18 protein-coding genes and 1 pseudogene are annotated in these 21,732 nt (G+C 61.9%); 7 read left to right on the top strand and 12 right to left on the bottom strand.

Going from position 1 to position 21,732, the window contains the following annotated elements; genetic code table 11:
- Positions 1 to 102: 102 nt before the first annotated feature.
- A pseudogene (locus QMK54_RS12760) lies at positions 103 to 588 on the top strand (TetR family transcriptional regulator C-terminal domain-containing protein); the annotation flags it as partial.
- Here QMK54_RS12760 and QMK54_RS12755 read toward each other — a convergent pair.
- The 6 genes from QMK54_RS12755 to QMK54_RS12730 all read right to left on the bottom strand — a co-directional run bounded on the left by QMK54_RS12755 (position 544) and on the right by QMK54_RS12730 (position 7,496).
- Positions 544 to 1,548 carry a DMT family transporter gene (locus QMK54_RS12755; RefSeq protein ID WP_320402632.1) on the bottom strand — a complete coding sequence of 335 codons (1,005 nt, stop codon included), beginning with the start codon at positions 1,546 to 1,548 and terminating at the stop codon, positions 544 to 546. The pseudogene QMK54_RS12760 and the gene QMK54_RS12755 sit on opposite strands and share 45 nt — an antisense overlap.
- Positions 1,548 to 2,246 carry an ABC transporter permease gene (locus tag QMK54_RS12750; RefSeq protein WP_110658704.1) on the bottom strand — a complete coding sequence of 233 codons (699 nt, stop codon included), beginning with the start codon at positions 2,244 to 2,246 and terminating at the stop codon, positions 1,548 to 1,550. The genes QMK54_RS12755 and QMK54_RS12750 overlap by 1 nt, the downstream gene beginning before the upstream one ends.
- An 18-nt stretch (positions 2,247 to 2,264) precedes the next feature.
- Positions 2,265 to 2,978 carry an ABC transporter permease gene (locus QMK54_RS12745; RefSeq protein WP_110658706.1) on the bottom strand — a complete coding sequence of 238 codons (714 nt, stop codon included), beginning with the start codon at positions 2,976 to 2,978 and terminating at the stop codon, positions 2,265 to 2,267.
- A gap of 146 nt (positions 2,979 to 3,124) precedes the next feature.
- The gene (locus QMK54_RS12740; RefSeq protein WP_320402631.1) at positions 3,125 to 3,907 is read right to left on the bottom strand and encodes a transporter substrate-binding domain-containing protein; all 783 of its coding nucleotides are present in this window, start codon (positions 3,905 to 3,907) and stop codon (positions 3,125 to 3,127) included.
- A gap of 27 nt (positions 3,908 to 3,934) precedes the next feature.
- Positions 3,935 to 5,938: an aminotransferase class I/II-fold pyridoxal phosphate-dependent enzyme gene (locus QMK54_RS12735; RefSeq protein ID WP_320402630.1), complete on the bottom strand. Its 2,004-nt coding sequence runs from the start codon at positions 5,936 to 5,938 to the stop codon at positions 3,935 to 3,937.
- A gap of 157 nt (positions 5,939 to 6,095) precedes the next feature.
- The gene (locus QMK54_RS12730) at positions 6,096 to 7,496 is read right to left on the bottom strand and encodes an MFS transporter (protein ID WP_320402629.1); all 1,401 of its coding nucleotides are present in this window, start codon (positions 7,494 to 7,496) and stop codon (positions 6,096 to 6,098) included.
- A gap of 327 nt (positions 7,497 to 7,823) precedes the next feature.
- Here QMK54_RS12730 and QMK54_RS12725 point away from each other — a divergent pair, with 327 nt between their 5' ends.
- Positions 7,824 to 8,708 (top strand): LysR family transcriptional regulator, encoded by an 885-nt coding sequence (locus tag QMK54_RS12725; RefSeq protein WP_320402628.1) that lies wholly within the window; start codon positions 7,824 to 7,826, stop codon positions 8,706 to 8,708.
- A gap of 113 nt (positions 8,709 to 8,821) precedes the next feature.
- Here the strand turns inward: QMK54_RS12725 and QMK54_RS12720 are convergent, their stop codons facing one another.
- Positions 8,822 to 9,274, bottom strand: a complete 453-nt coding sequence (locus QMK54_RS12720) for a cupin domain-containing protein (RefSeq protein ID WP_320402627.1) — start codon at positions 9,272 to 9,274, stop codon at positions 8,822 to 8,824.
- A gap of 175 nt (positions 9,275 to 9,449) precedes the next feature.
- On the bottom strand, positions 9,450 to 9,944 hold the full coding sequence (locus tag QMK54_RS12715) for a winged helix-turn-helix transcriptional regulator (protein WP_110662712.1): 495 nt from the start codon (positions 9,942 to 9,944) through the stop codon (positions 9,450 to 9,452).
- Between the two features lie 99 nt (positions 9,945 to 10,043).
- On the opposite strand from QMK54_RS12715, the gene QMK54_RS12710 reads away from it, so the two are divergent.
- Positions 10,044 to 10,676, top strand: coding sequence for an isochorismatase family cysteine hydrolase (locus QMK54_RS12710; protein ID WP_320402626.1), 633 nt, complete (start codon positions 10,044 to 10,046; stop codon positions 10,674 to 10,676).
- Positions 10,676 to 12,241: an aldehyde dehydrogenase (NADP(+)) gene (locus QMK54_RS12705; RefSeq protein WP_320402625.1), complete on the top strand. Its 1,566-nt coding sequence runs from the start codon at positions 10,676 to 10,678 to the stop codon at positions 12,239 to 12,241. Before QMK54_RS12710 ends, QMK54_RS12705 begins: the two co-directional genes overlap by 1 nt.
- A gap of 267 nt (positions 12,242 to 12,508) precedes the next feature.
- Here QMK54_RS12705 and QMK54_RS12700 read toward each other — a convergent pair whose 3' ends face one another.
- The 4 genes from QMK54_RS12700 to QMK54_RS12685 all read right to left on the bottom strand — a co-directional run bounded on the left by QMK54_RS12700 (position 12,509) and on the right by QMK54_RS12685 (position 18,817).
- Positions 12,509 to 13,927 carry a TolC family protein gene (locus QMK54_RS12700; RefSeq protein ID WP_320402624.1) on the bottom strand — a complete coding sequence of 473 codons (1,419 nt, stop codon included), beginning with the start codon at positions 13,925 to 13,927 and terminating at the stop codon, positions 12,509 to 12,511.
- The gene (locus tag QMK54_RS12695) at positions 13,927 to 17,118 is read right to left on the bottom strand and encodes an efflux RND transporter permease subunit (protein WP_223595942.1); all 3,192 of its coding nucleotides are present in this window, start codon (positions 17,116 to 17,118) and stop codon (positions 13,927 to 13,929) included. The genes QMK54_RS12700 and QMK54_RS12695 overlap by 1 nt, the downstream gene beginning before the upstream one ends.
- 12 nt (positions 17,119 to 17,130) lie before the next feature.
- Positions 17,131 to 18,372, bottom strand: a complete 1,242-nt coding sequence (mexE, locus tag QMK54_RS12690; RefSeq protein ID WP_110661495.1) for a multidrug efflux RND transporter periplasmic adaptor subunit MexE — start codon at positions 18,370 to 18,372, stop codon at positions 17,131 to 17,133.
- Between the two features lie 151 nt (positions 18,373 to 18,523).
- On the bottom strand, positions 18,524 to 18,817 hold the full coding sequence (locus tag QMK54_RS12685; protein ID WP_110661493.1) for a LysR family transcriptional regulator: 294 nt from the start codon (positions 18,815 to 18,817) through the stop codon (positions 18,524 to 18,526).
- Positions 18,818 to 18,966: 149 nt separating this feature from the next.
- Between QMK54_RS12685 and QMK54_RS12680 the strand changes: the two genes are divergently transcribed.
- The 3 genes from QMK54_RS12680 (at position 18,967) to QMK54_RS12670 (ending at position 21,485) form a co-directional block, all read left to right on the top strand.
- The gene (locus QMK54_RS12680; protein ID WP_110661491.1) at positions 18,967 to 19,542 is read left to right on the top strand and encodes a TetR/AcrR family transcriptional regulator; all 576 of its coding nucleotides are present in this window, start codon (positions 18,967 to 18,969) and stop codon (positions 19,540 to 19,542) included.
- A 102-nt stretch (positions 19,543 to 19,644) separates the two neighbouring features.
- Positions 19,645 to 20,727: a redoxin domain-containing protein gene (locus QMK54_RS12675; RefSeq protein WP_320402623.1), complete on the top strand. Its 1,083-nt coding sequence runs from the start codon at positions 19,645 to 19,647 to the stop codon at positions 20,725 to 20,727.
- A 332-nt stretch (positions 20,728 to 21,059) separates the two neighbouring features.
- The gene (locus tag QMK54_RS12670; protein WP_110661487.1) at positions 21,060 to 21,485 is read left to right on the top strand and encodes a type II toxin-antitoxin system HicB family antitoxin; all 426 of its coding nucleotides are present in this window, start codon (positions 21,060 to 21,062) and stop codon (positions 21,483 to 21,485) included.
- Positions 21,486 to 21,732 lie beyond the last annotated feature (247 nt).

Below are 21,732 nucleotides of genomic sequence, written 5' to 3'. Positions count from 1 at the left end.
ACGTTCAACTAAGCTCGACTGCGTGGAATCTCACCCAAGGACAGCCTTGTGCCAACCGTTGCCCCGAAGAACCGTCGCGCCGAACCCGAAGACCGCCGCGAAATGCTGGTGGCCGCCACCCTGCGCTGCCTGGGCCGCGACGGTCACGCCGGGATTTCCGTGCGACGCATCGCTACCGAAGCCGGGGTGTCCGTGGGGTTGCTCAACCATCACTTTGGCAGCATCGAGGCTCTGATCGCCGACACCTACCAGCGGCTCGCGAGCGAACTGACCACGGCCCTGCTCTTGGAAATCGAGCAGGCCGGGACACCCGCGCAGAAGATCGACGCCTTCCTGGTCGGCTCGTTCTCGCCCAGGGTCATGGACCCGAAACTGCTTGGCGTGTGGGTGGTGTTCTGGAGCCTGATCCGTCACTCCGAACACGTCAGCCAGTCCCACGAAAAAAGCTACCGCGCCTACCTCGACCTGATCCGCCAGTTGCTCGACGGCCTGGCCGCCAGCGAAGGTTTCGTGATTCACGACACCCGGCTGGCGGCCATCGGTTTATCGGCGATGCTCGACGGTCTCTGGCTCGAGTGGTGCCTGAACCCCGAGACCTTCAGCGCCGCCAACGGTCTCCACATCTGCCGTTGCTGGATAAAGGGGCTGCGTCACGGAGCATTCAGCACCGACGACGTCCTGTGATGCGTGCCGGCCGAAGATCATCGCCAGGGTGCCGCTGACGGCGATCAGCCCGGCGCCGATCATCAGCGACGTGTCCATCAGCGTGCCCCAGACCAGGCTCGACAGGGCGAACGCCCAGATCAGCCCGGTGTACTCGAACGGCGCGAGCAAGGTCGCGGTGGCGCGGCGGAAACTGGCGAACAACAGGAACTGACCGATGCCGCCCACCAGGCCGGCGCCGAGCATGCCCAGCCAGGCGGGTGTCGGCGAAGGCGTGTGAGTCCACGGCAGGGCCACCGCCATGCAAATCACGAACACCACGTTGGTGATCAGCATCTGCTCCAGCACCGAGGTCTGCTCGTCCACCTGACGCAACTGGATGTAGGTGAATGCCCAGCACACCGCCGCCAACAAGGTCAGCACGATGGGCAACGGCTCGGTCATGTTGTCGGGGCGACAGGCAATGACCACCCCGATAAAACCGATGATCAGGCTGAACCACTGCCAGCCGCTGGCGCGCTCCTTGAGGATCACCGCCGCCAGCATCGTGACCATGATCGGCGCGGAAAAATACAGGGTGGTCATCTCGGCCAGGGTCAGGTCGCGGGCCGCCGTGTAGTACAGCACCCAGGCCACGATCGACAGCAGACCGCGCACCACCAGCAGGCGCCGGCTGGGTGAATGCCAGGCCCGGCGGATGACGCGCAGACGGCCTGCCAGCAGCACCGCCACGACCACCACGGCGGCGCGCCAGAACAGAATGGTGACCACCGAATAGTCGGCCACCAGCCATTTGATCAGCGCATCCTGAAACGACAGGAACGCATAGCCCAGGACGCACAGGCCAATGCCTTGCAGCGAGCGGTCAACCCTTGACGAACTCATCAGGCCGACCTGCGCACCGGCGTGCCGCGCCGTTCGGCGAAGGCAAACAGCGCCTCGATCAGGAAGGTCAGGCAGACGTAGACACCGGCCACCAGCAACAGGGGTTCATACACTTGCAGGGTTTGTGCGCGGACCACGTTGGCGGCGCCGAGCAGATCGATCACGGCGATGGTCGAGGCCAGCGCCGTGGACTTGAGCAGCATCACGGTTTCCCCGGCCAGGGTCGGCAGCAACAGGCGCATCGCCCGGGGCAACCGTACCCGCAGCAAGGACTGGCGCTTGGTCATGCCGAAGGCCGAAGCCGCTTCCATCTCGCCCTTGGGCACCGCCAGCAGGCCGCCGCGAATCACTTCGCCGACATAGGCGCCGACCGACACCACCAGGGCGAACACGATGTACCAGTAACCGTCGCGCAGGTACGGCCAGAGGAAGCTGCCGCGAATCAGCGGGAACTGGGCAAACAGGCTGCCCAGGCCGTAATAGAAGATGTAGATCTGGATCAGCAACGGCGTGCCACGGGTGACGCTGGTGTAGAACAGGCTGACCTTGGCGATCACCTTGTTTTTCGAGATCCGCGCCAGGGCCACCAGGACCGCCAGGGCAAACCCGAACACACTGGCGATCAATAGAATCGTGAGGGTGGTTTGCAAGCCCCGGCCCAACAGTGCCGCGTATTCAATTATCCACGCTGGAATCATTTCATTTACTCAGCCGGTTCAGTCAACAAGAGGCATCCAGCGACGAATACGTCGCTCCAGCCGACCCGACAGATAGTTCGACGCCAAGGTCACCGCGTAATACAGCGCGGCAGCCGTGAGGTAGAACAACAGATAGTGGCGCGTCGAACCCGCGCCTTGCTTGGCGGTGTACAGCAGTTCGTTGGTGCCGACCACGCTGATCAGCGCACTGTCCTTGATCAGGTTGATCCACAGGTTGGCCATCCCGGCCATGGCGTACGGCGCCATGATCGGCAGCGTGACCCGGCGGAACAGCCCGAAACCGCTCAGGCCGAATGCCTTGGCCGCTTCGATCTGGCCGAAGGGAATCGCCTGGATCGCCGCGCGGAAAATCTCCGAGGCGTAGGCGCCCTGCACCAGCCCCAGCACCACGATGGCCGCCAGCGGACCGCTGACATTGACCACGCCGTAGCCCAGGTGGGTCATCAGCGAATTGAGGAGCATGGAGCCGACGTAGTACAGCAACAGAATCAGCAGCAGTTCCGGCACCGCGCGGAACAAGGTGGTGTAGCCGCGCATCAGTGCGGCAATCGGTTTTGGTGCGCCCAGCTTGAGGCACGCCACCACCAGCCCGATCGCCAGCCCGAGCACGAAGGCCCCGGCGGAAATCTGCAGGGTCATCCACAGCCCCTTCAGCAGCGCACTGCCCCATCCCTGCTCGGTGAAATTGATCAGATCGAACATTGCCGGCATTTCAGTCTCCAGTTGGCGGATCTGCACCTTCCCATGTGGGAGCGGGCTTGCTCGCGAAAGCGGTATGTCAGTCAATATTTATGTATCTGATACGCCGCTTTCGCGAGCAAGCCCGCTCCCACAGGGGATCTACGTTTAACCCGTCGTCAGAACGCAGGCTTCACGCTGGTGCCGAAGTAGCTCTGGGACAGGTCGTCGTAGTCCTTGCTCGCCAGCAACTGCTGGATGGCCTTGTCGAGCTTGGCCTTGAGTTCGGTGTCGTCCTTGCGCATGCCAGCGCCTACGCCTTTGCCGAAGATCGGGTCGTAGGGCACGGTGCTGAGGTAGGCCAGGTCCTTGGCATCCGGGGTCTTGATGAACGAAGCCATGGCGGTGCCGTCGGCCATCATCAGGTCGATGCGCCCGGCGATCAGGTCGGCGTTGGCCGAGTCCTGGGTGTCGTAGTACTTAACGTCGGCGATTTTTTCGTAGTAGGTCTTCAGGTAGCTGGCGCTGACGGTCGAGTTCTGCACGCCGATGATCTTGCCCTTGAGGTCATCCGGGTACTTCTTCACCGACGCTTCTTTCGGGCCGACGACGGCAATCGCCGAGTCGTAGTAGGCCTTGCTGAAGGCGATCTGTTTTTCGCGCTCTTCGGTCACCGACATCGAGGAAAAGATCACGTCGATCTTCTTCGCCAGCAGCGACGGAATGATGCCGTCCCACGCCACTTCCTTGATCTCGCAATCGGCTTTCATTTCGCTGCACAGCTTGTGGATCAGGTCGACTTCGAAACCCTTCCACTCACCGTTGGCCTGCTTTTCGGTGTACGGCGGATAGGGTTCGGCGGCCACCGCGAACCTGATCGGCTGTGCTTGCGCCGCACTCATGCCAGCCAGCAATACGCAGGCTGCACCGGTCAACCAGTTTGCAAAACGTCGATTTCCCATGTTGTTTTCCCGTCTTTTTATGATGAGTTAGCGAGTCTGATGAGCGTTGACGAATTGTCGGCAACGCTCGCTGCGTGGGTGTACGAACACTTCGTCCGGCGAACCGGTTTCCTCGATCAGCCCTTGATGCAAAAAGGCGACCTTGGAAGAGACATCGCGTGCGAAGGCCATTTCATGAGTCACCAGGATCATGGTCCGGCCTTCTTCGGCGAGGGAGCGGATCACCCGCAGCACTTCCCCGACCAGTTCCGGGTCGAGTGCCGAGGTGGGTTCATCGAACAGCATGACCTTGGGCCGCATGGCCAGGGCCCGGGCGATGGCCACCCGTTGTTGCTGTCCCCCGGAGAGAAACGCCGGGTACTCGTTGCGCTTGGCCGCAAGACCTACGCGCTCGAGCAGCGCTTCGGCCCGTTCGGTGGCCTCCGCACGGCTTTCACGCAGGACCTGGGTCGGCGCTTCGATGAGGTTTTCCAGCACGGTGCGATGGGGCCAGAGGTTGAAATTCTGAAACACCATGCCCAGGCTGGAACGGATGCGCACCAGCTGTTTGGCGTCCGACACCAGCGGTGCGCCGGGACGGTTCTGGTTAAGGTGAATGCTTTCGCCATCGACCAGGATGCGGCCCTGATCCGGCACTTCGAGCATGTTGATGCAGCGCAGCAAGGTACTTTTGCCCGAGCCGCTGGCCCCGATCAGCGAGATCACTTCGCCCTCGCGGGCGGTCAGGGAAACGCCCTTGAGCACTTCGATATTGCCGAAGCGTTTGTGCAGGCCATCGACCTCGATCATGGTCCTGGCCGCAGCCGGTTCGACGGTTGCGGTGCTGGTCATCGTGCCGAGCACCGGCCTCGGCGCCTCACCATTGAGCACCTGGACAAAACCGCGAATGCGCTGGCAGGCCTGGGCCAGGCGCTCTTCACCGAGGGTGAACGACAGCCGCACAAACCCCTGGGCCGGCTCACCGAACGCCGCCGCATCGAGCACCGAGACACCCGCCTCGCGCAGCAGGCGCCAGGCGAATTCCAGCGAGGTCAGGCCGGTGCCGCGCACGTCCACCAGCACGAACATGCCGGCATCGGGATTGAGCACGCTGATGCCCGGGCAATCGGCCAGGCCGGACACCACCAGGTCGCGGCGCCGACGATAGATCTCGCGCATGCCGTGGGTGACTTCATCAAAGGACTGCACGGCCTTGAGCGCCGCTTCCATGACAAACCCGGGCAAGCCGTAGAGCATGCTCAGCACCAGGGTTTCGACATGGTTGACCAGGGTTTCATTGGCCATGACCCAGCCGATGCGCCAACCGGTCATGGCATGGGATTTCGACAGGCTGCCGATCACCACGCAGCGCTCGGCCATGCCCGGCAACGCTGCCAGGCTCAGGTGTTCTCGCTCGTAGGCGAGGCTCTCGTAGACCTCGTCCACCACCACCCACAGGTCATGGGCGATGGCGAGGTCGGCGATGGCTTGCAGCTCTTCGCCACCCAGCACCACGCCGGTGGGGTTGTTCGGATTGGAGAAGAAAATCGCCCGGGTGCGCGGGGTAATGGCCTTGGCCAGCACGGCGGCATCGAGGCGGAAACCCGAGTCCGCCGCACAGGGCACCCGCACCAGCGTGGCGCCGGAGGCCTTGAGCGTGGCTTCGTAGGTGACGTACATCGGATCGAAGGCAATCACTTCGTCGCCGGCACCGAGCAGGCACATCGAGGTGGCGAACAGGGCGTTCTGCGCGCCTGCCGTGAGAATGATGTTCGAGGCCTGCAGTTCGCGGCCAATCGACTGGCTATAGCGGCCGGCGATGGCTTCGCGCAAGGCCTGGCGGCCGGCGATTTCGGTGTAGTGGGTGTCCCCTTCGCGCAGGGCGTGGATGGCGGCGTCGGTGATGAAATCGGGGGTGGGGAAATCCGGGTCGCCGACGCTGAGGATGATCACGTCCTCGCCGTTGCGTTGTGCCGCGTTGGCTGCGTAGTGAATATCCCAGGCGGCAACGCCCTGGCCACTGATCCGTTCAACAAAGGGTGAAAACCGCATGCCATTGCCTCGTTCGAATTGAAGAAACGCAAGCCCGCAACCAGCCGGGGGAAGGTGGCCCCCAACATAGTCCAGACTGAACACTCGTTCAACAGAAAACTCACAAGGCTTCGCGTTCAGCGCAAACAGGTCGTTTTCACGACAGTCTCGCCGTTTTTCAGCACGGCGCGATCAAGCGACGTGAAACGATTTTGCTGACCGCTCCCAGCACCAGCGCCAAAAGAATCAGCCCCGCAGCCACCGCAAACGTCAACCGCATCCCCTGCGCGATAGCCTCGGGTTGCGCCTGCAAGATATCCTGGCTGGCCGTGCCGAAGGCGAACACGGCGCCCATCACCGAGGCGCCCGTGATCAAGCCGAGATTGCGCGACAACCCGAGCAGGCCGGAAACCACACCACGCTGTTGCGCCTCGATTTGCAGCATGACGGCGGTATTGTTCGCCGCCTGGAACAGCGCATAGCCGGCCGTGAGGACCACCATTGGCGCGAGGTAACCAGGGATGCCGACGCTCATCGGCATGACAGGCAGGATGCACGCGCCGGTCAACATGGCAATCAGCCCGAGTGCACCCGAACGCTGCGCGCCCAGCCGGTCGACCAGGCGTCCGGCGGGCATGCCGGCCAGTGCCGCCACCAGCGGGCCGGCCGACATCACCAGCCCGACACTCGCCGCCTTCAACCCCAGCGCACCCGACAAATAGAACGGGCCGACCACCAGGGTGGCCATGACGACCGTGGTCACCAGGGTGCTCATGGCGAACCCGGCGCTCAGCAGCGGACTGCCCAACATCGCCAGGTTAACCAGCGGCGACGCAGCCGTTTGCTCGACGAACACGAACAGGACCAGGCCGATCACCGCGACCAGCAGCAGTGCGGTATTGAGCGGACCGAAGCTGCCGCGTCCAAGGGTCATGGCCAGCGTGTAAGCCAACAGGGTCAGGACCAGGACCAGCGTGCCGAGTGCGTCGAAGTCCGGGCGGGTGGAGGTGATTTCGTGGTGATCCACCGGTAAAAAGCGCCAGGCCAGTCCGAACGCCAACACACCCAGGGGTACGCTGAGCAGAAAGATCCCCTGCCAGCCCACCTGAGCAATCAACACGCCGCCCAGCGTCGGCCCCAGGCAAGTGCCTATCGCCGACATCGTGCCGAGCACGCCCATCGCGCTGCCGGTTTTTTCCTTGGGCACCGCCCCGCTCACCAGCGCCAGGGTCAGCGCCATCATGGTGGCCGCGCCGACGCCCTGCAGGGCCCGGGCCGCTATCAGCAACCACAGGCCGGGCGCCAGGGCGCAGAGGAGCGAGGCGACGGTAAACACGGCAATGCCAATCAACAGCAAGCGCCGCCGCCCCATGAGGTCGCCGAGCCGGCCGACACTGACGATCAGCGCGGTGATGCTCAGCAAGTAAGCGAGCACCACCCACTGCACGGCCTGGAACGACGCAGAAAACGCCTCGGCCAATGCCGGCAATCCAACGTTGGCAATGCTGGTGCCCAGGGATGCCAGCAACATGGATAACGACAGGCTGGCCAAGGCGCCTCGAATCGATAGGGATTTCATTTTCTCGTGACTCCGCAAACAGGTTGTACCGAGCCTAAGCCCGGCCATACCATGGCGGAAGACGCAGCAGTTGCACTTAATACGTGCATACAACGCCATCATGGAAGCGGGCCCTGTGGCGAGGGGGCTTGCCCCCGTTGGGTTGCGAAGCAGCCCCCAGCGATCCTTCAGGCAGACCAAGTCGCCTGGATTTACGGCGGCTTCGCCACCGAACGGGGGCAAGCCCCTTCGCCACAGAACTCCCTATCCACAGAGCCCCCTCACCACAGGGGTCCCTATCCACAGGGGTCCCACTCCACAGGGCCCGCTCCCACAGGAACCCATTCCATGCCCGATCTGAATTTGCTGATCACCCTGAACGTATTGCTGGAGGAAGGCAGCGTAGCCCGCGCCGCAAAGCGCTTGCGCCTAAGCCCGTCCGCCATGAGCCGGGCCTTGGCGCGACTGCGCGAAACCACGGGCGATCCTCTGTTGGTGCGGGCCGGGCGCGGACTGGTGCCCACCCCTCGGGCGCTGGAGTTGCGTGAACGCGTCGGTGTGCTCGTGCAGGACGCCGAAGCCGTCCTGCGTCCCGCCGAGGTACTCGATCTCAAGCAACTGACCCGCACCTTCACCCTGCGTACCAGCGACGGTTTCGTGGAAAACTTCGGACCGCCACTGATCGCCCGCCTCAACGCAGCAGCGCCCGGTGTCCGCTTGAGTTTCGTGCAGAAGCTCAACAAGGACAGCACCCTGCTGCGCGACGGTTCGGTGGACCTGGAAACCGGTGTGATCGACGAATCCACCAGCCCGGAAGTGCGCACCCGGATGCTGTTTCGCGACCGCTTCATTGGCCTTGTGCGTGAAGGTCACCCGTTGACTCAAGGTGAAATGACAGCGGTTCGTTATGCCGCCGCCCGGCACATCCTGGTCTCGCGCCGGGGGCACGAAAAAGGCGTCATGGACGACGCCTTGAGTGAACTGGGATTGCAGCGCGACATCGTCACCATCGTCGCCGGCTTCTCCTCTGCGATCGCATTGGCGCGGGCTTCAGAGCTGGTGGCCAGCGTACCCGAGCGACACGTCGGCAACCTGTGCCAGGGGATGCACTGCTTTGCCCTGCCCTTCCCCACGCCGCCGATCACGGTGTCGATGCTGTGGCACCCGCGCATGGACGCCGACCCGGCGCATCGCTGGCTGCGCGGTTGCGTGTGGGACGTTTGCAGTCAATAACGCCAGCGGAAAACGTAGGAGCGAGCCTGCTCGCGATGGTCGTTAACGATAACGCGTGCGTCCTGACTGAACGCGGCGCTCTTGAGTCCATCGCGAGCAAGCTCGCTCCTACATTACTGCTTGAGGATCAGCAGCGGCTCGCCTTTCTTGACGATGTAGGTGGCCAGTTCCGATGCCTTGTCCTGGCCTACGTTCTTCGCCACATGCGCAACGCCTGCGGGGATGTACAACGAATCGCCGGCCTTGAGCGTCACCGGTGCCCGCCCTTCCAGTTGATACTCGAAGATGCCGCTGATCACGTGCGCCACCTCTACGCCCGGGTGGGCATGTTTGGGCGACGTCACGCCCGGATCGAAGTCCACGAGCACCTGAAGGACTTCGCAATCGGCGGCGCCCAGGTCTTCGCGTACCAGATCGGTTCGATGCAGGCCCTGCTGCCAGCTTTTCATCGCCGGGGCCGGCTGTACTTCCTGGGCCTGCGAGAGGCTCGCGAAGGTCGCCAGCCCCGCTGCTGCCAGGGCGATGCCAAGCTTGCCGATGGTGTGACGGGTGTTGATACGCAACATAGCCTTGCCTCCAGTTGAACCATGCTCGGCCGCGTCGAAAGTGACGCGGTGCCGGTGATTGCATTTGAAGGCCGCCGTGTATCGCCAGGGTGTCGGGAAGCCCGGGTTTTGTATGTTCGGGTAACGGCGGGCGTTGCGGATACCTGCGGATACAAACCCGTCGTAGCGGGCACCGCTAGCCCTTGAACGCTTCGCGGCGGGCGCTGCGTTCGGCGACATAGGCTGCACTCGGCTCACTGATCAGGTCTGCACGGCGCAGGGGCTGTCCGCAATGCGCGCAAAGCGGCCCGAGTCCGGCCGGTTCGCCGCAGCTGCGGTGGGTATACACCACCGCCAGGCCTTCCTCGGGTGATTTGCACCAGGTTTCGCCCCAGGCCCGCAGCGCCAGGACCACCGAGTGGAACGCGTCGCCCTTTTCCGTGAGGTGATATTCGTAGCGTTTTGGCCGTTCGCTGTAAGCGCGTCGCTCTACAAGCCCATCCGCTTCCATGCTCTTCAAGCGCGCCGCGACCATTTGCGGCGTACCGCCGGTCTGCGCCTGGATTTCATCGAAGCGATGGCTGCCCATGAACAATTCGCGCAGCACCAGCACCGTCCAGCGGTCGCCCACGACGGCTTCAGCCCGGGAAATCGGACACAGGGTTTCAGAAACGGTTGTTTTCACCGACATGCGGTATTGCCTCTTTCCTAGTTACTATGATTATCATATCTGCGTAAATTTTGAGCAACTACACTTCACCATCCACGGATTTTTTTGCGGAGAACCGTCATGTCCAACGCCATCTACCCTCTTGACCGGACTGCCTATCTGCTGGTCGACCCCTACAACGACTTTCTCTCGGAGGGCGGAAAGATCTATCCGTTGATCGAGCCCATTGCCAAGCAAGTCGGCCTGCTCGACAACCTGCGCACCCTTGATCGCACCATCCGCGCGCTCAACATCCCGGTGGTCATCGTACCGCACCACCGCTGGGAAAAAGGCGACTACGAAAACTGGGATCACCCAAGCCCCACCCAGTGCAAGATCATGCACATGCATCACTTCGCACGGGGCGAATGGGGCGGCGAATGGCACCCTGATTTTGCGCCGAAGGACGGCGATATCGTCGTGCAGGAGCATTGGGGGTCGAGCGGTTTTGCCAACACCGACCTCGATTTTCGCCTCAAACAGAAAGGCATCACCCACGTGATCATCGTCGGCCTGTTGGCCAATACCTGCATCGAGGCGACTGCCCGTTACGCTCAGGAACTCGGCTATCACGTCACCCTGGTACGCGATGCAACCGCCGCCTTCAAGCCGGAGATGATGCACGGGGCCCATGAACTGAACGGCCCGACCTTCGCTCACGCCATCGTGACCACCGATGAACTGGTTGCCGCACTGGCACAGGCAGGTGCGTGATGCAGTTGACCGGTAAGCTGCTGATCGGCGCCAGCGATGTCGCCGCCAGCGAAGGCACCCTGAAGGCGCTCAATCCCGCGACGAACCAACCGATCGAACCGGCGTTTGCGCTAGGTAGCGTGGCCGATGTCGACCGCGCCGCGACCCTGGCCGATGACGCATTCGATGTCTACAGCCATACCTCGCTCGCCGAGCGTGCGGCGTTTCTCGAGCGCATCGCCGACAATCTCGACAGCGTTCGCGAAGCGCTGGCGGCACGGGCGGCCCTGGAAACCGGACTGCCCGAGGCGCAGCTGCAAGGCGAGGCAATCAAGGCGGCCACCCAGTTCCGCCAATTCGCCGATGTCGTGCGCGGGGGGCGTTTCCTGCAACTGGCTATTGATCCTGCACAACCGGAGCGCCAGCCGCGCCCGCGCATGGACCATCGCCTGCAGAAAATCGCCATCGGCCCGGTGGCGATTTTCGGCGCGAGCAACTTCCCCATCGCTTATTCGGTGGCCGGCGGCGATACCGCCTCGGCACTGGCGGCGGGTTCGACGGTCATTCTCAAGGCGCACAACGCGCATCCCGGCGCCTCGGAAATCCAGGCCCGTGCCATCCGCCAAGCGGTGCAAGACAGCGGACTGCCCGAAGGCGTGTTCTCGATGGTGCGTGGCAGCGGCAATGCCATCGGCGAAGCACTGGTCGATCATCCGCTGATCAAGGCCGTGACCTTCACCGGTTCCGAACAAGGTGGCATGGCGCTGTACCGGCGCGCACAACAACGCCCCGAGCCGATTCCGGTCTTCGCCGAAATGACCAGCGTCAACCCGACCTTCATCCTGCCCCGGGCACTTGCCGAACGGGGTGCGCCGATTGGCGATGGCTTTGTTGAGCGCATGCTGGTCAATGTCGGGCAAGCCTGTCTCAAACCGGCGATTCTGGTTGCCGTCGAAGGGACTGGTTTTGCCGCGCTGCGCCACGCCATGAGCAAACGCGTGAGCGAAGCGCCGGCCCGCACAATGCTGACACCGGGTATCCACGGGGCGTACTTGAAGGGTCTGTGCAACATGGAAAGCGCCGGTGCCAGTCTTGTCGCCGTGGGCGCAACCGCGACCGCTGAAGTGGATGGCCGCTCGGCGCTGTTCGAAGTCGAGGGTGAGCGTTTTCTCGCTGAGCCGTTGCTTGCACAGGAAGTGTTCGGCCCGTCCGCGTTGCTGGTGAAGGTCCGGGATGAAGAAGAACTGTTGCAGGTAGCGCGCTCATTCAAGGGGCAACTCAGCGCGACCCTGCATCTGGAACAGGACGATTTGCCACTGGCCCATCGCTTGCTCCCGCCCCTGGAGCGACGCACCGGGCGCATCGTGGTCAACGCCTTCGCCCATCCGCAGGAAGTGTGTTTTGCCACCGTGCATGGCGGGCCGTTTCCGGCGACCACCGACAGCCGATTTACCTCAGTGGGCATGACGTCCATCGAGCGCTTCCTGCGTCCGGTGGCTTACCAGGGCTTTCCGGATGCGTTGCTGCCGGAGCCCTTGCGCGAGGGCAATCCGTTGGGGCTGCCACGCCTTGTGGACGGGCAATAAAAAAGGTTATTCAAGCAATCCCGTAAAACTGTAGGAGCCGGCTTGCCGGCGATGGGCTCAGGTGCGCCGCGTTTATCCGGATCATGCGCGTTATCGTTGACGACCATCGCTGGCAAGCCAGCTCCTACACGAGACCGCGTGACCTACAAACCCTGTAGGAGCGAGCTTGCTCGCGATGGACTCAAGAGCGCCGCGCTTAGCCAGCAAGCACGCGTTTTCGTTAACGTCCATCGCGAGCAAGCTCGCTCCTACACAACACCGGGTCCATCAGTTGTTTTTTGCCAGCTTCGTTTCGCCGCTGTCCCAACCACCGCCCAAGGATTTGTAGATCGCGACAATCGCGCGGTACTGATCGGTTTCACCCAGTGCCTGGGCATCCTCGGCGTTCAACCGCTCGCGTTGTGCGTCGAGCAACACCAGATAATCCACCACCCCTTCTTTGTATTGCGTCGCCGCCAGGTCGGCCGCAGCACGGCTCGACTCGCTTTGCTTGATCAGCGACAGCAAGCGTTGCTGGCGCTTGCCGTAGTCGCTGAAGGCGTTTTCCGATTCTTCCAGTGCGAGCAACACCTGTTGCTCATAGGTCGCCAATGCCCCTTCGGCGTCGGCGTTGGCCCCGCGAATACGCGCCCGCACGCTGCCCAGGTCAAACGCCGCCCAGGTGATGCTCGGCCCCAGGCTCCAGGCGCGGGCGGCGCTGGAACCGATTTGCGAACCACGCCCCGCCGTGAACCCGAGGAAGCCACTCAGGCTCACCCGTGGAAACAGGTCGGCGGTGGCCACGCCGACATCCGCCGTTGACCCCGCCAACCGACGCTCCGCCGCGAGCACATCCGGACGCCGGTGCAGCAGCTCGCCCGGGTCGCCAATCGGCAACGCCTTGGCGATGGCCGGCAAGTCTTTTGGACTCAGGTCGATGCCCAGCGCGTCCGGGCGTTCACCCAGCAACGTGGCGATGCGGTTCTTGTGGTGCACCTGCTCCGCCTGCAGTTGCGGCACGCTCGCCTCGACGGCCGCCAACCGCGCATCGGCACGCACCACGTCGAGTTCGTTGCCCACGCCAGCGTCACGCAGACTCACCGTCACGCTGCGCGATTCGCTTTGATTCTTGAGGTTGGCCAGGGCGATTTTTTCCCGCAGTTGCGCACCGCGCAGCTGACCATAGGCGTCCACCAACTCGGCGATCATGCTCACCCGCAGTTGGTACAGGTCCGCCGCCGTGGCATCTTCCCGGGCATCGCTGGATTCCAGTTCGCGCTGGATGCGCCCGAACAGGTCGATCTCCCAGGCCATGTCCAGGCCCAGATCGTAGCGGTCGGTATTGACCCGATGCTCTGTCTGCCCCGGCACCTGCGACTTGCCCTGCTGGCTGCTGACCCGGCTGGTGACCACCGGCAGGTTGTCGTTGCTGACGTCATCGCGGATGGCCCGGGCGGCCTTCCAGCGGGCGAAGGCCACGCGCAGGTCGCGGTTGCCATTGAGCGCTTTGCCGACCAGTTGATTCAGTGTGGGGTCATCGAATTGCTGCCACCACACCGTTTCGAAACGCGATTGATCGTAGTTGGCTCCTTGCGCCGAGACGACATGGGCAGGTGCCGTGTCCGGGGTTTTGTAATCCGGCCCGACCGTGCAGGCGGCCAACGCGGTGACCAGCAGACTCGGTAAAAACAGCTTGAAAGCGTTCATCAGTGTGCCTCCGGATCAATAACGTTGAGCGAGTGAACATGGGCCGCCTTGCGCGCGGCTTTACGTTCGATGTAGCGACGGATCAGGACAAAGAACACCGGCGTCAGCAGCAGGCCGAAGAAGGTCACCCCGAGCATCCCGGAGAACACGGCGACGCCCATGGCCCGGCGCATTTCCGAACCGGCACCGGTAGACGTCACCAGCGGAATCACCCCCATGATGAAGGCGAACGAGGTCATCAGGATCGGCCGCAGGCGCATGCGGCAGGCGTCCAGCACGGCGTCCAGCGGTGACAGGCCCTGGTCCTGTCTGTCCTTGGCGAACTCGACGATCAGGATCGCGTTCTTGCAGGCCAGCCCCACCAGTACGATCAGGCCGATCTGGGTGAAGATGTTGTTGTCGCCCTTGGAAATGATCACCCCGGCAATCGCCGACAGCAGCGTCATCGGTACGATCAGGATCACCGCCAGCGGCAGGCTCCAGCTTTCATACAGCGCTGCCAGCACCAGGAACGCCAGCAATACGCAGAGCGGGAACACCAGCAGCGCCGTGTTGCCGGAGAGGATCTGCTGGTAGGTCAGGTCGGTCCACTCGTAGGTCATGCCGTTGGGCAGCTCTTCCTTGAGCAGCTTTTCAATCGCCGCCTGCGCCTGGCCGGAGCTGTAGCCCGGGGCTGCGCTGCCGTTGATTTCCGCAGTGACAAAGCCGTTGTAATGCGAGACCCGGTCCGGCCCCGACGTCGGGCTGACCTTGACGAAGGTCGCCAGCGGAATCATCTCGCCACGGTCGTTGCGCACCTTCAACTGGCCGATCTGCTCCGGCTCCTGACGGAACTGTTGCTCAGCCTGGACATTGACCTGATAGGTACGGCCAAAACGGTTGAAGTCATTGGCGTACAGCGAGCCCAGATACACCTGCAGCGTGTCGAAAATGTCGTTGATCGCCACGCCGTGGGTCTTGGCTTTTTCGCGGTCGATGGCGGCCTCGACCTGGGGTACGTTGACCGTGTAGCTGGTGAACAGATTGGCGAGCTCGGGAACGCTGCGGCTCTTGCCGATGATGTTCATGGTTTCTTTGTACAGTTCGTCGTAACCCAGGTTGCCGCGGTCTTCGATCTGCAGGCGGAAACCGCCGATGGTGCCCAGGCCTTGAACGGGCGGTGGCGGGAACACCGCGGTGTAGGCGTCCTGAATACCGCCGAACTTGGCGTTCAACGAAGCGGAAATCGCCCCGGCCGACAGGCTGGGGTCCTTGCGCTCATCGAATGGCCGCAAGCCGATGAACGCGATACCGGCGTTCGGGCTGTTGGTGAAGCCGTTGATCGACAGCCCCGGAAAGGCCACGGCACTGTCGAAACCCGGCTCGTTCATGGCAATGGTGCTCATGCGCCGGATCACCGACTCGGTGCGGTCCAGGCTGGCGGCGTCCGGCAATTGCGCAAACGTCACCAGGTACTTCTTGTCCTGGGTCGGCACGAACCCCGTCGGCGTGGTGCTGAAGCCCATGTACGTCATGGCGATCAGGCCGGCGTAAACCAGCAACGCCACGCTGCTGCCACGGATGATTTTTCCAACCGCCACCACATAGCCGTGACCGGCCTTTTCGAACAGACGGTTGAAGGGCTTGAACAACCAGCCACCGAGCAAGCGGTCCAGCACCTTGGAGAAACGGTCTTTCGGTGCGCCGTGAGCCTTGAGCAGTACCGCTGCCAACGCCGGCGACAAGGTCAGGGAGTTGAACGCCGAGATCACCGTCGAGATCGCGATGGTCAGGGCGAACTGCTTGTAGAACTGCCCGGTCAGCCCGGAAATGAACGCCGCCGGCACAAACACCGCGCACAGCACCAGCGCCGTGGCGATGATCGGCCCGGTCACTTCGCCCATGGCTTTTTTGGTGGCTTCGGCCGGTTCGAGTCCGGTTTCGATGTTTCGCTCGACGTTCTCTACGACCACGATGGCATCGTCGACCACGATGCCGATGGCCAACACCAGGCCGAACAGCGACAGCGCATTGAGCGAGAAGCCGAGCAAGTGCATCACGGCAAAGGTGCCGATCAGCGACACCGGCACCGCCACCAGCGGAATGATCGACGCGCGCCAGGTTTGCAGGAACAGGATCACCACCAGCACCACCAGGATCAGCGCCTCGAACAGCGTGTGCACCACCGCCTCGATCGAGCTGCGCACGAAGATGGTCGGGTCGTAGACGATCTCGTAGTCCATGCCTTCCGGGAAGCTCTTCTTCAGTTCGGCCATCTTCGCCCGCACCTGGTCGGACACGTCGATCGCGTTCGAACCCGGGCGCTGGAAGATCGGCATCGCCACCGCTTCCTGGTTATTGAGCAGTGCGCGCAGTGCGTACTGGTTGGAGCCCAGTTCAATCCGGGCAATGTCCTTGAGGCGGGTGATCTCGCCATCGGCGCCACTGCGCACGATGACGTTTTCGAATTCTTCTTCGGTGACCAGCCGCCCCTGGGAGTTGATCGACATCTGGAAGCTGGTGGCGTTGGGTGCAGGCGGCGAGCCCAGTTGGCCGGCCGCGACCTGACGGTTCTGCTCACGCACCGCATTGACCACGTCGGTGGCGGTCAGGTTGCGTGACGCGGTCTTGTTCGGGTCGAGCCAGATGCGCAGCGAGTAATCGCCGATGCCGAACATCTTCACGTCACCGATACCGTTCAACCGCGACAGCTCATCCTTGACGTTGAGGATTGCGTAGTTGGACAGGTAGAGCATGTCGTAGCGCTTGTCCGGCGACACCAGGTGCACCAGCAGCGTCAGCTCGGGCGAGGCCTTGTCGACGGTGATGCCGATGCGCGTCACCTCCTCCGGCAGCTTGGGCTCGGTGCGGGTCACGCGGTTCTGCACCTGCACCTGGGCGTTGTCCAGGTCGGTGCCCAAGGCAAAGGTCACGGTGAGCGTGAGCCGGCCATCCGCCGTGGACTGCGAAGACATGTACAACATGTTCTCCACGCCGGTGATGGCTTGTTCGAGCGGCGCGGCCACGGTTTCGCCGATGACCTTGGGGTTGGCGCCCGGGTAGTTGGCATGGACCACCACGGTGGGCGGCACCACTTCCGGGTATTCGCTGATCGGCAACTGGAACAGCGAAATGCCGCCGGCAATCAGGATCAGCAGCGACAGCACCGCGGCGAAGATCGGCCGCGTGATAAAGAACTGGGAGAACTTCATGGCTGTGTTCCTTTATCCGCGAGGCGAAACGGCAGCATCGGTTTTCACCAGCGCCGGTGACGGAGCGACGGGCTGATTACCCGCCTCGATGGCCTGCCGTTGACGGGCCAGGGTGGCGACGGTTTGTGCATCGGCCATCGGCGCGTCCTGAGGCGCGACCACCGCGCCGGGACGGACCCGCTGCAGACCGTTGATGACGATGCGGTCTTCCTTCTGCAAACCGCTGCGCACGATGCGCAAGCCTTCGAGCTTCGGCCCCAGGTCGACGCTGCGGTACACGGCCTTGTTGTCCTGGTCGATCACCAGCACGAACTTCTTGCCCAGGTCGGTGCCCACCGCCTCGTCCTTGATCAGCAGGCCGGCATAGGCCGCGCTGCCCACCAGTTTCAATCGGGCGTACAACCCCGGGGTGTATTGGCCGTCGGCGTTGTCGAACACCGCACGGCCGCGGATGGTGCCGGTCTTGGGATTGACCTGGTTATCGACAAAGTTCATCTGCCCCAGGTGGCGATTGCCCTCCTCGTTCGACAAGCCCATGTACACCGGCGTGGACTGGCTGCGCTGGCCTTGGCGGGAGAGCTGGCCGTACTTGAGGAACAGGCGTTCGTCCGCGTCGAAATAGGCGTAGACCTTGTCGGTGGAGACCACGCTGGTCAGCGCCGAGGTGTCGGCGGTGACGATGTTGCCGGCGGTGATTTCGGCACGGCTGACCCGGCCGCTGATCGGCGCGGTGACGCGGGTGAAGCTCAGGTTCAGGCGTGCGAGATCGAGTTGTGCCTGCACCGCATCGACGGCCGCCCGGGCTTCCTGGGCGGTGGTGGTGCGCGTGTCGGCCAGCTCCGCGGAGATGGCATTGCTGCTCAACAGGCGCTGGCCGCGTTGCGCTTCGTTGGCGGTTCGCAGCAGCGCGGCGCGAGCTTGTTGCAATTGTGCTTCAAGGCGGTGCACTTCGTGTTCGAACGGCCGTGGATCGATCTGGAACAGCAAATCCCCCTTCTTCACCGACTCGCCATCGGTGAAGGCCACGCGATCGATCTGCCCCGACACCCGCGGGCGAACCACGACAGTTTCCGGCGCCTCCAGACGGGCGGTGACCTCATCCCACTCGGTAATGGGTTGCTCAAGGACTTTTGCGACGGTGACAGAGGGCGCACCAGGCGCCTTGGCGGCATCGGGTGCGTGACCGCAGGCCGTGATGACTGCCAGGGTCAGGACAGCAAGTGGATAACGCAAAGGTTTGAGTGACTGTTCCATGGGGGGTGTCCGCCAGACGGTTAGGGGTTGGAAAATTCTCGGCCTCACGGGGGGCAGCGACGAATTGAATGGAGTGAACTTGGCTATCATCATTAATGATAGCTATCATGTTTAACCGCAAAAAAACCAATGTTCGAATCAAGCCTATGAATTAGCAGGGTTTTTTATTGGAATCCGTCAGACTGATGACGGAACAAATGGAGTCCAGCGCGGGCCCAAGCGCTTGCGCGACCTGCAAGGCACGGGTGGTCGGTTCCATTTTGTGGCCAATGCGTTTAAACAGAGGGTCGTTGAACAGTCTTCGCAGACGACCCAATGCACCGCTGACGGCCGGCTGGCCCAGGGACAGTCTTGCTGCGGCCCGAGTGACATTGCGCTCCTGAATGAGCGCCTCGAAAACCACCAGCAGATTGAGGTCGATACTGCGCAGATCATTACGTTTCATGGGTAAAAGCACCCTTTGCGGTGGTTCGACTCGAGCCACTGGCTCGGGACTGGCAAAACCATGACCGCGAATTTATATTACGATCATCATAATTACCAGCCCCCCGGCGAATATTTGCCAGGGCGCTCATCGGATGGCAGGACCCGCTCATGAAAGTGACGAAAGACCAGGCAGCCGCCAACAAGGAAGCGATCCTCGGCGCGGCCTCGAAGATGTACCGGGAAAAAGGCATCGACGGCATCGGGATCGGCGAGCTGTCGCGCTCGGTAGGCCTGACCCACGGCGGCTTCTACGGACAGTTCCCGGGAGGCAAGGAGCAGTTGGCGTCAGAGGCGGTCAGCCGCACGTTCGAAACCAACATCGCAGACTGGCGAGCGGCCAGATCCATCCCCGAACTGCTCAAGGGTTACCTGACCCAGGGCCACTTGAAAAACTGGAGCGAAGGCTGCCCGATCCCTGCCCTGGGCGCCGATGTCGCGCGCAATGGCGGTGCCGTCAGCCACTCGTTCACCCAGGGCGTGCAGACCCTGATCGATACATTGCTGCCACTGGTCGACGGCGAAACCGATGAGGAAAAACACCAGGAAGCCTTGCGCATCCTGTCATCGATCACCGGGGCGATACTGATCGCCAGAGCCCTGGACAACCCGCGATTGTCGGAGCAGTTCCTGCAATCGGTGATCGATTCGTGGTCTGCCGACGCCGAAAAAACAGACGCGGGCTGAACGCTGACCTTCAGCACTCCGGGCAGCGTCGCCAAGACTGAACTAGCTTTACAGGCAAGGTCTTCCTGCCAGCGATCCACTGCCAACCGGCAAGGAGTTGTGATGCGTGCCACGGCATTTTCAGTCGGCCAGCCAGCCCCTTGGTTCCATTGTCGCACTCAACTCAGAGAACGCTTTTGCTTCGATACCATTGCCGGTCGGTATGTCGTGCTGTGTTTTTTCGGGTCTGCGGCTGATCCTGCAGCCACTGAAATACTGGACAGTATCCAGGCCCATCGCCAGCGGTTCGATGATGCTCAAGTCTGCTTCTTTGGTGTTTCCGTCGATCCGGATGATGAAAAGCTCAAGCGCGTGGAAAGTTTGATACCCGGCATACGCTTCATCTGGGATTTCGATCGGGCAGTCAGTCAACTCTACGGTGTCTTGCAGCCAGACGGCAGCATCAGGCAAATGACCTATGTGCTGGATCCTGCGCTACGAGTCCTGGCCATCGTCCCGATAGAGGCAGCGATTGATAACCATGTCCCCTCTTTAGTGCGCTTTCTGGATAAATTGCCTGCACTGGCTGCACCACATGCCGCCACGCCACACGCCCCCGTCCTGGTGGTTCCGCGTATATTCGAACCGTCGTTGTGTAAAGCACTTATCAGTTATTACGACGAACGCGGTGGAGAGGAATCCGGGTTCATGACAGAGCAATCGGGTAAAACCGTCCACATCAAAGACCACAGCCACAAACATCGTCGTGACTGCGTCATTGAAGATGAAGTTCTATCCAAAGCATGTTCATCGCGTATTACCAACCGCCTGCTTCCAGAGTTACAAAAAGCGTTCCAGTTCAATGCCACTCGAATGGAACGCTATCTGGTGTCCTGCTACAACAGCGAGGAAGGCGGCTATTTCCGACCCCACAGGGATAACACCACGAAGGGCACGGCGCATCGGCGTTTTGCCGTTTCGCTGTTTCTTAATTCGGGAGAGTTCGAAGGTGGTTTCCTGCGTTTCCCGGAGTACGGAAAAGCACTTTACAACGCCCCCACAGGAGGGGCTGTGGTGTTTTCGTGCTCACTACTGCACGAAGCCACTTCTGTAACCCAGGGTCGCCGTTATATGTTTCTGCCGTTTCTATACGATGAAGCGGCCAGCGCCATTCGAGAAGAAAACCTCTCGTTTATTCAAAGCTGACTTGCGAGCAACACACTTCAGCTTTCGGTTCATGGTCGCTGGATGCCCTCCGCTGATGCAGGAGCCAGAGGGCAAGTCATTCCAGCGTTACGCCAACCTCCCCTATTTCAGATCGAAATGATTCAGGTTCATCACTTTGAAGGGCAACCCCTAGGGGTCAAAAAGCCTACTTCTGGGTTTGTATGGCTCGGTTTGGCTATGTAAAGACAGCTTTATGTCACGGTAGCAAGGAAATGCCAGAACCGACCCGCAGGGCGATCATTAAACAACTGGGTCTCTGAGAGCCCCTTCACCCCATCTGCACGCTGGACGATCACCTCCAAGGAGTGACCATGTACGACTATGCAATCCGTTTTGAGAAAGACACGTGTCCAGGCCTGGCGGTCTACTGCCGGGATCTTCCTTTACTCAATAGCTATGGCGATGACCGAGAGCACGCCATCAGCGAAGCCGTGGATGCCATCGAAACAACCCTGTCTATCTTTGTCGATCAGCGCCTGGCTATTCCCGCTTCATCTGCGCCAGAGACCGGAGAGGAAGTCATTCACTTACCTGCGGTGACAGTGGCCAAGATCGTTTTGTGGAACGAGATGATGGCGCGCGATATGTGCAAGGCCGATTTGTGCCGCCTACTCGGACTGGCTCAGACCCAAGGGGATCGCCTGGTCGACTTCCTGCACACCTCGAAGATGGAAGCCATCGAGAAAGCTTTGGCAGCCCTGGGCAAACGTATACGAGTGTCTGTCGAAGCAGTCTGAATAAAAGATCGGCCCCAGCTGCACTCCGCGTTCGCAGCGATGGGTGTTGTGGAGCCGAAAACGAAAAAGCCCTGCATATAGCGTAATGCTGTTCAGTTAAGGAAATTGTAGGAGCGAGCTTGCTCGCGATGGACTCAAGAGCGCCGCGTTTAGCCAGTAAATACGCGCTATCGTTAACGACCATCGCGAGCAAGCTCGCTCCTACAAAGGACCACATTCGCTTAAGTGAACAGCATTACGCATATAG

Source organism: Pseudomonas sp. P5_109, assembly GCF_034009455.1.
Taxonomy (GTDB): Bacteria; Pseudomonadota; Gammaproteobacteria; order Pseudomonadales; family Pseudomonadaceae; genus Aquipseudomonas.
This window is presented reverse-complemented; position numbering and strand designations above follow the sequence as displayed.

Coding starts and splice junctions, on each gene's coding strand:
- QMK54_RS12755 (WP_320402632.1), bottom strand. CDS start 1,548: ATGAGTTCGTCAAGGGTTGACCGCTCGCTGCAAGGCATTGGCCTGTGC.
- QMK54_RS12750 (WP_110658704.1), bottom strand. CDS start 2,246: ATGATTCCAGCGTGGATAATTGAATACGCGGCACTGTTGGGCCGGGGC.
- QMK54_RS12745 (WP_110658706.1), bottom strand. CDS start 2,978: ATGCCGGCAATGTTCGATCTGATCAATTTCACCGAGCAGGGATGGGGC.
- QMK54_RS12740 (WP_320402631.1), bottom strand. CDS start 3,907: ATGGGAAATCGACGTTTTGCAAACTGGTTGACCGGTGCAGCCTGCGTA.
- QMK54_RS12735 (WP_320402630.1), bottom strand. CDS start 5,938: ATGCGGTTTTCACCCTTTGTTGAACGGATCAGTGGCCAGGGCGTTGCC.
- QMK54_RS12730 (WP_320402629.1), bottom strand. CDS start 7,496: ATGAAATCCCTATCGATTCGAGGCGCCTTGGCCAGCCTGTCGTTATCC.
- QMK54_RS12725 (WP_320402628.1), top strand. CDS start 7,824: ATGCCCGATCTGAATTTGCTGATCACCCTGAACGTATTGCTGGAGGAA.
- QMK54_RS12720 (WP_320402627.1), bottom strand. CDS start 9,274: ATGTTGCGTATCAACACCCGTCACACCATCGGCAAGCTTGGCATCGCC.
- QMK54_RS12715 (WP_110662712.1), bottom strand. CDS start 9,944: ATGTCGGTGAAAACAACCGTTTCTGAAACCCTGTGTCCGATTTCCCGG.
- QMK54_RS12710 (WP_320402626.1), top strand. CDS start 10,044: ATGTCCAACGCCATCTACCCTCTTGACCGGACTGCCTATCTGCTGGTC.
- QMK54_RS12705 (WP_320402625.1), top strand. CDS start 10,676: ATGCAGTTGACCGGTAAGCTGCTGATCGGCGCCAGCGATGTCGCCGCC.
- QMK54_RS12700 (WP_320402624.1), bottom strand. CDS start 13,927: ATGAACGCTTTCAAGCTGTTTTTACCGAGTCTGCTGGTCACCGCGTTG.
- QMK54_RS12695 (WP_223595942.1), bottom strand. CDS start 17,118: ATGAAGTTCTCCCAGTTCTTTATCACGCGGCCGATCTTCGCCGCGGTG.
- mexE (WP_110661495.1), bottom strand. CDS start 18,372: ATGGAACAGTCACTCAAACCTTTGCGTTATCCACTTGCTGTCCTGACC.
- QMK54_RS12685 (WP_110661493.1), bottom strand. CDS start 18,817: ATGAAACGTAATGATCTGCGCAGTATCGACCTCAATCTGCTGGTGGTT.
- QMK54_RS12680 (WP_110661491.1), top strand. CDS start 18,967: ATGAAAGTGACGAAAGACCAGGCAGCCGCCAACAAGGAAGCGATCCTC.
- QMK54_RS12675 (WP_320402623.1), top strand. CDS start 19,645: ATGCGTGCCACGGCATTTTCAGTCGGCCAGCCAGCCCCTTGGTTCCAT.
- QMK54_RS12670 (WP_110661487.1), top strand. CDS start 21,060: ATGTACGACTATGCAATCCGTTTTGAGAAAGACACGTGTCCAGGCCTG.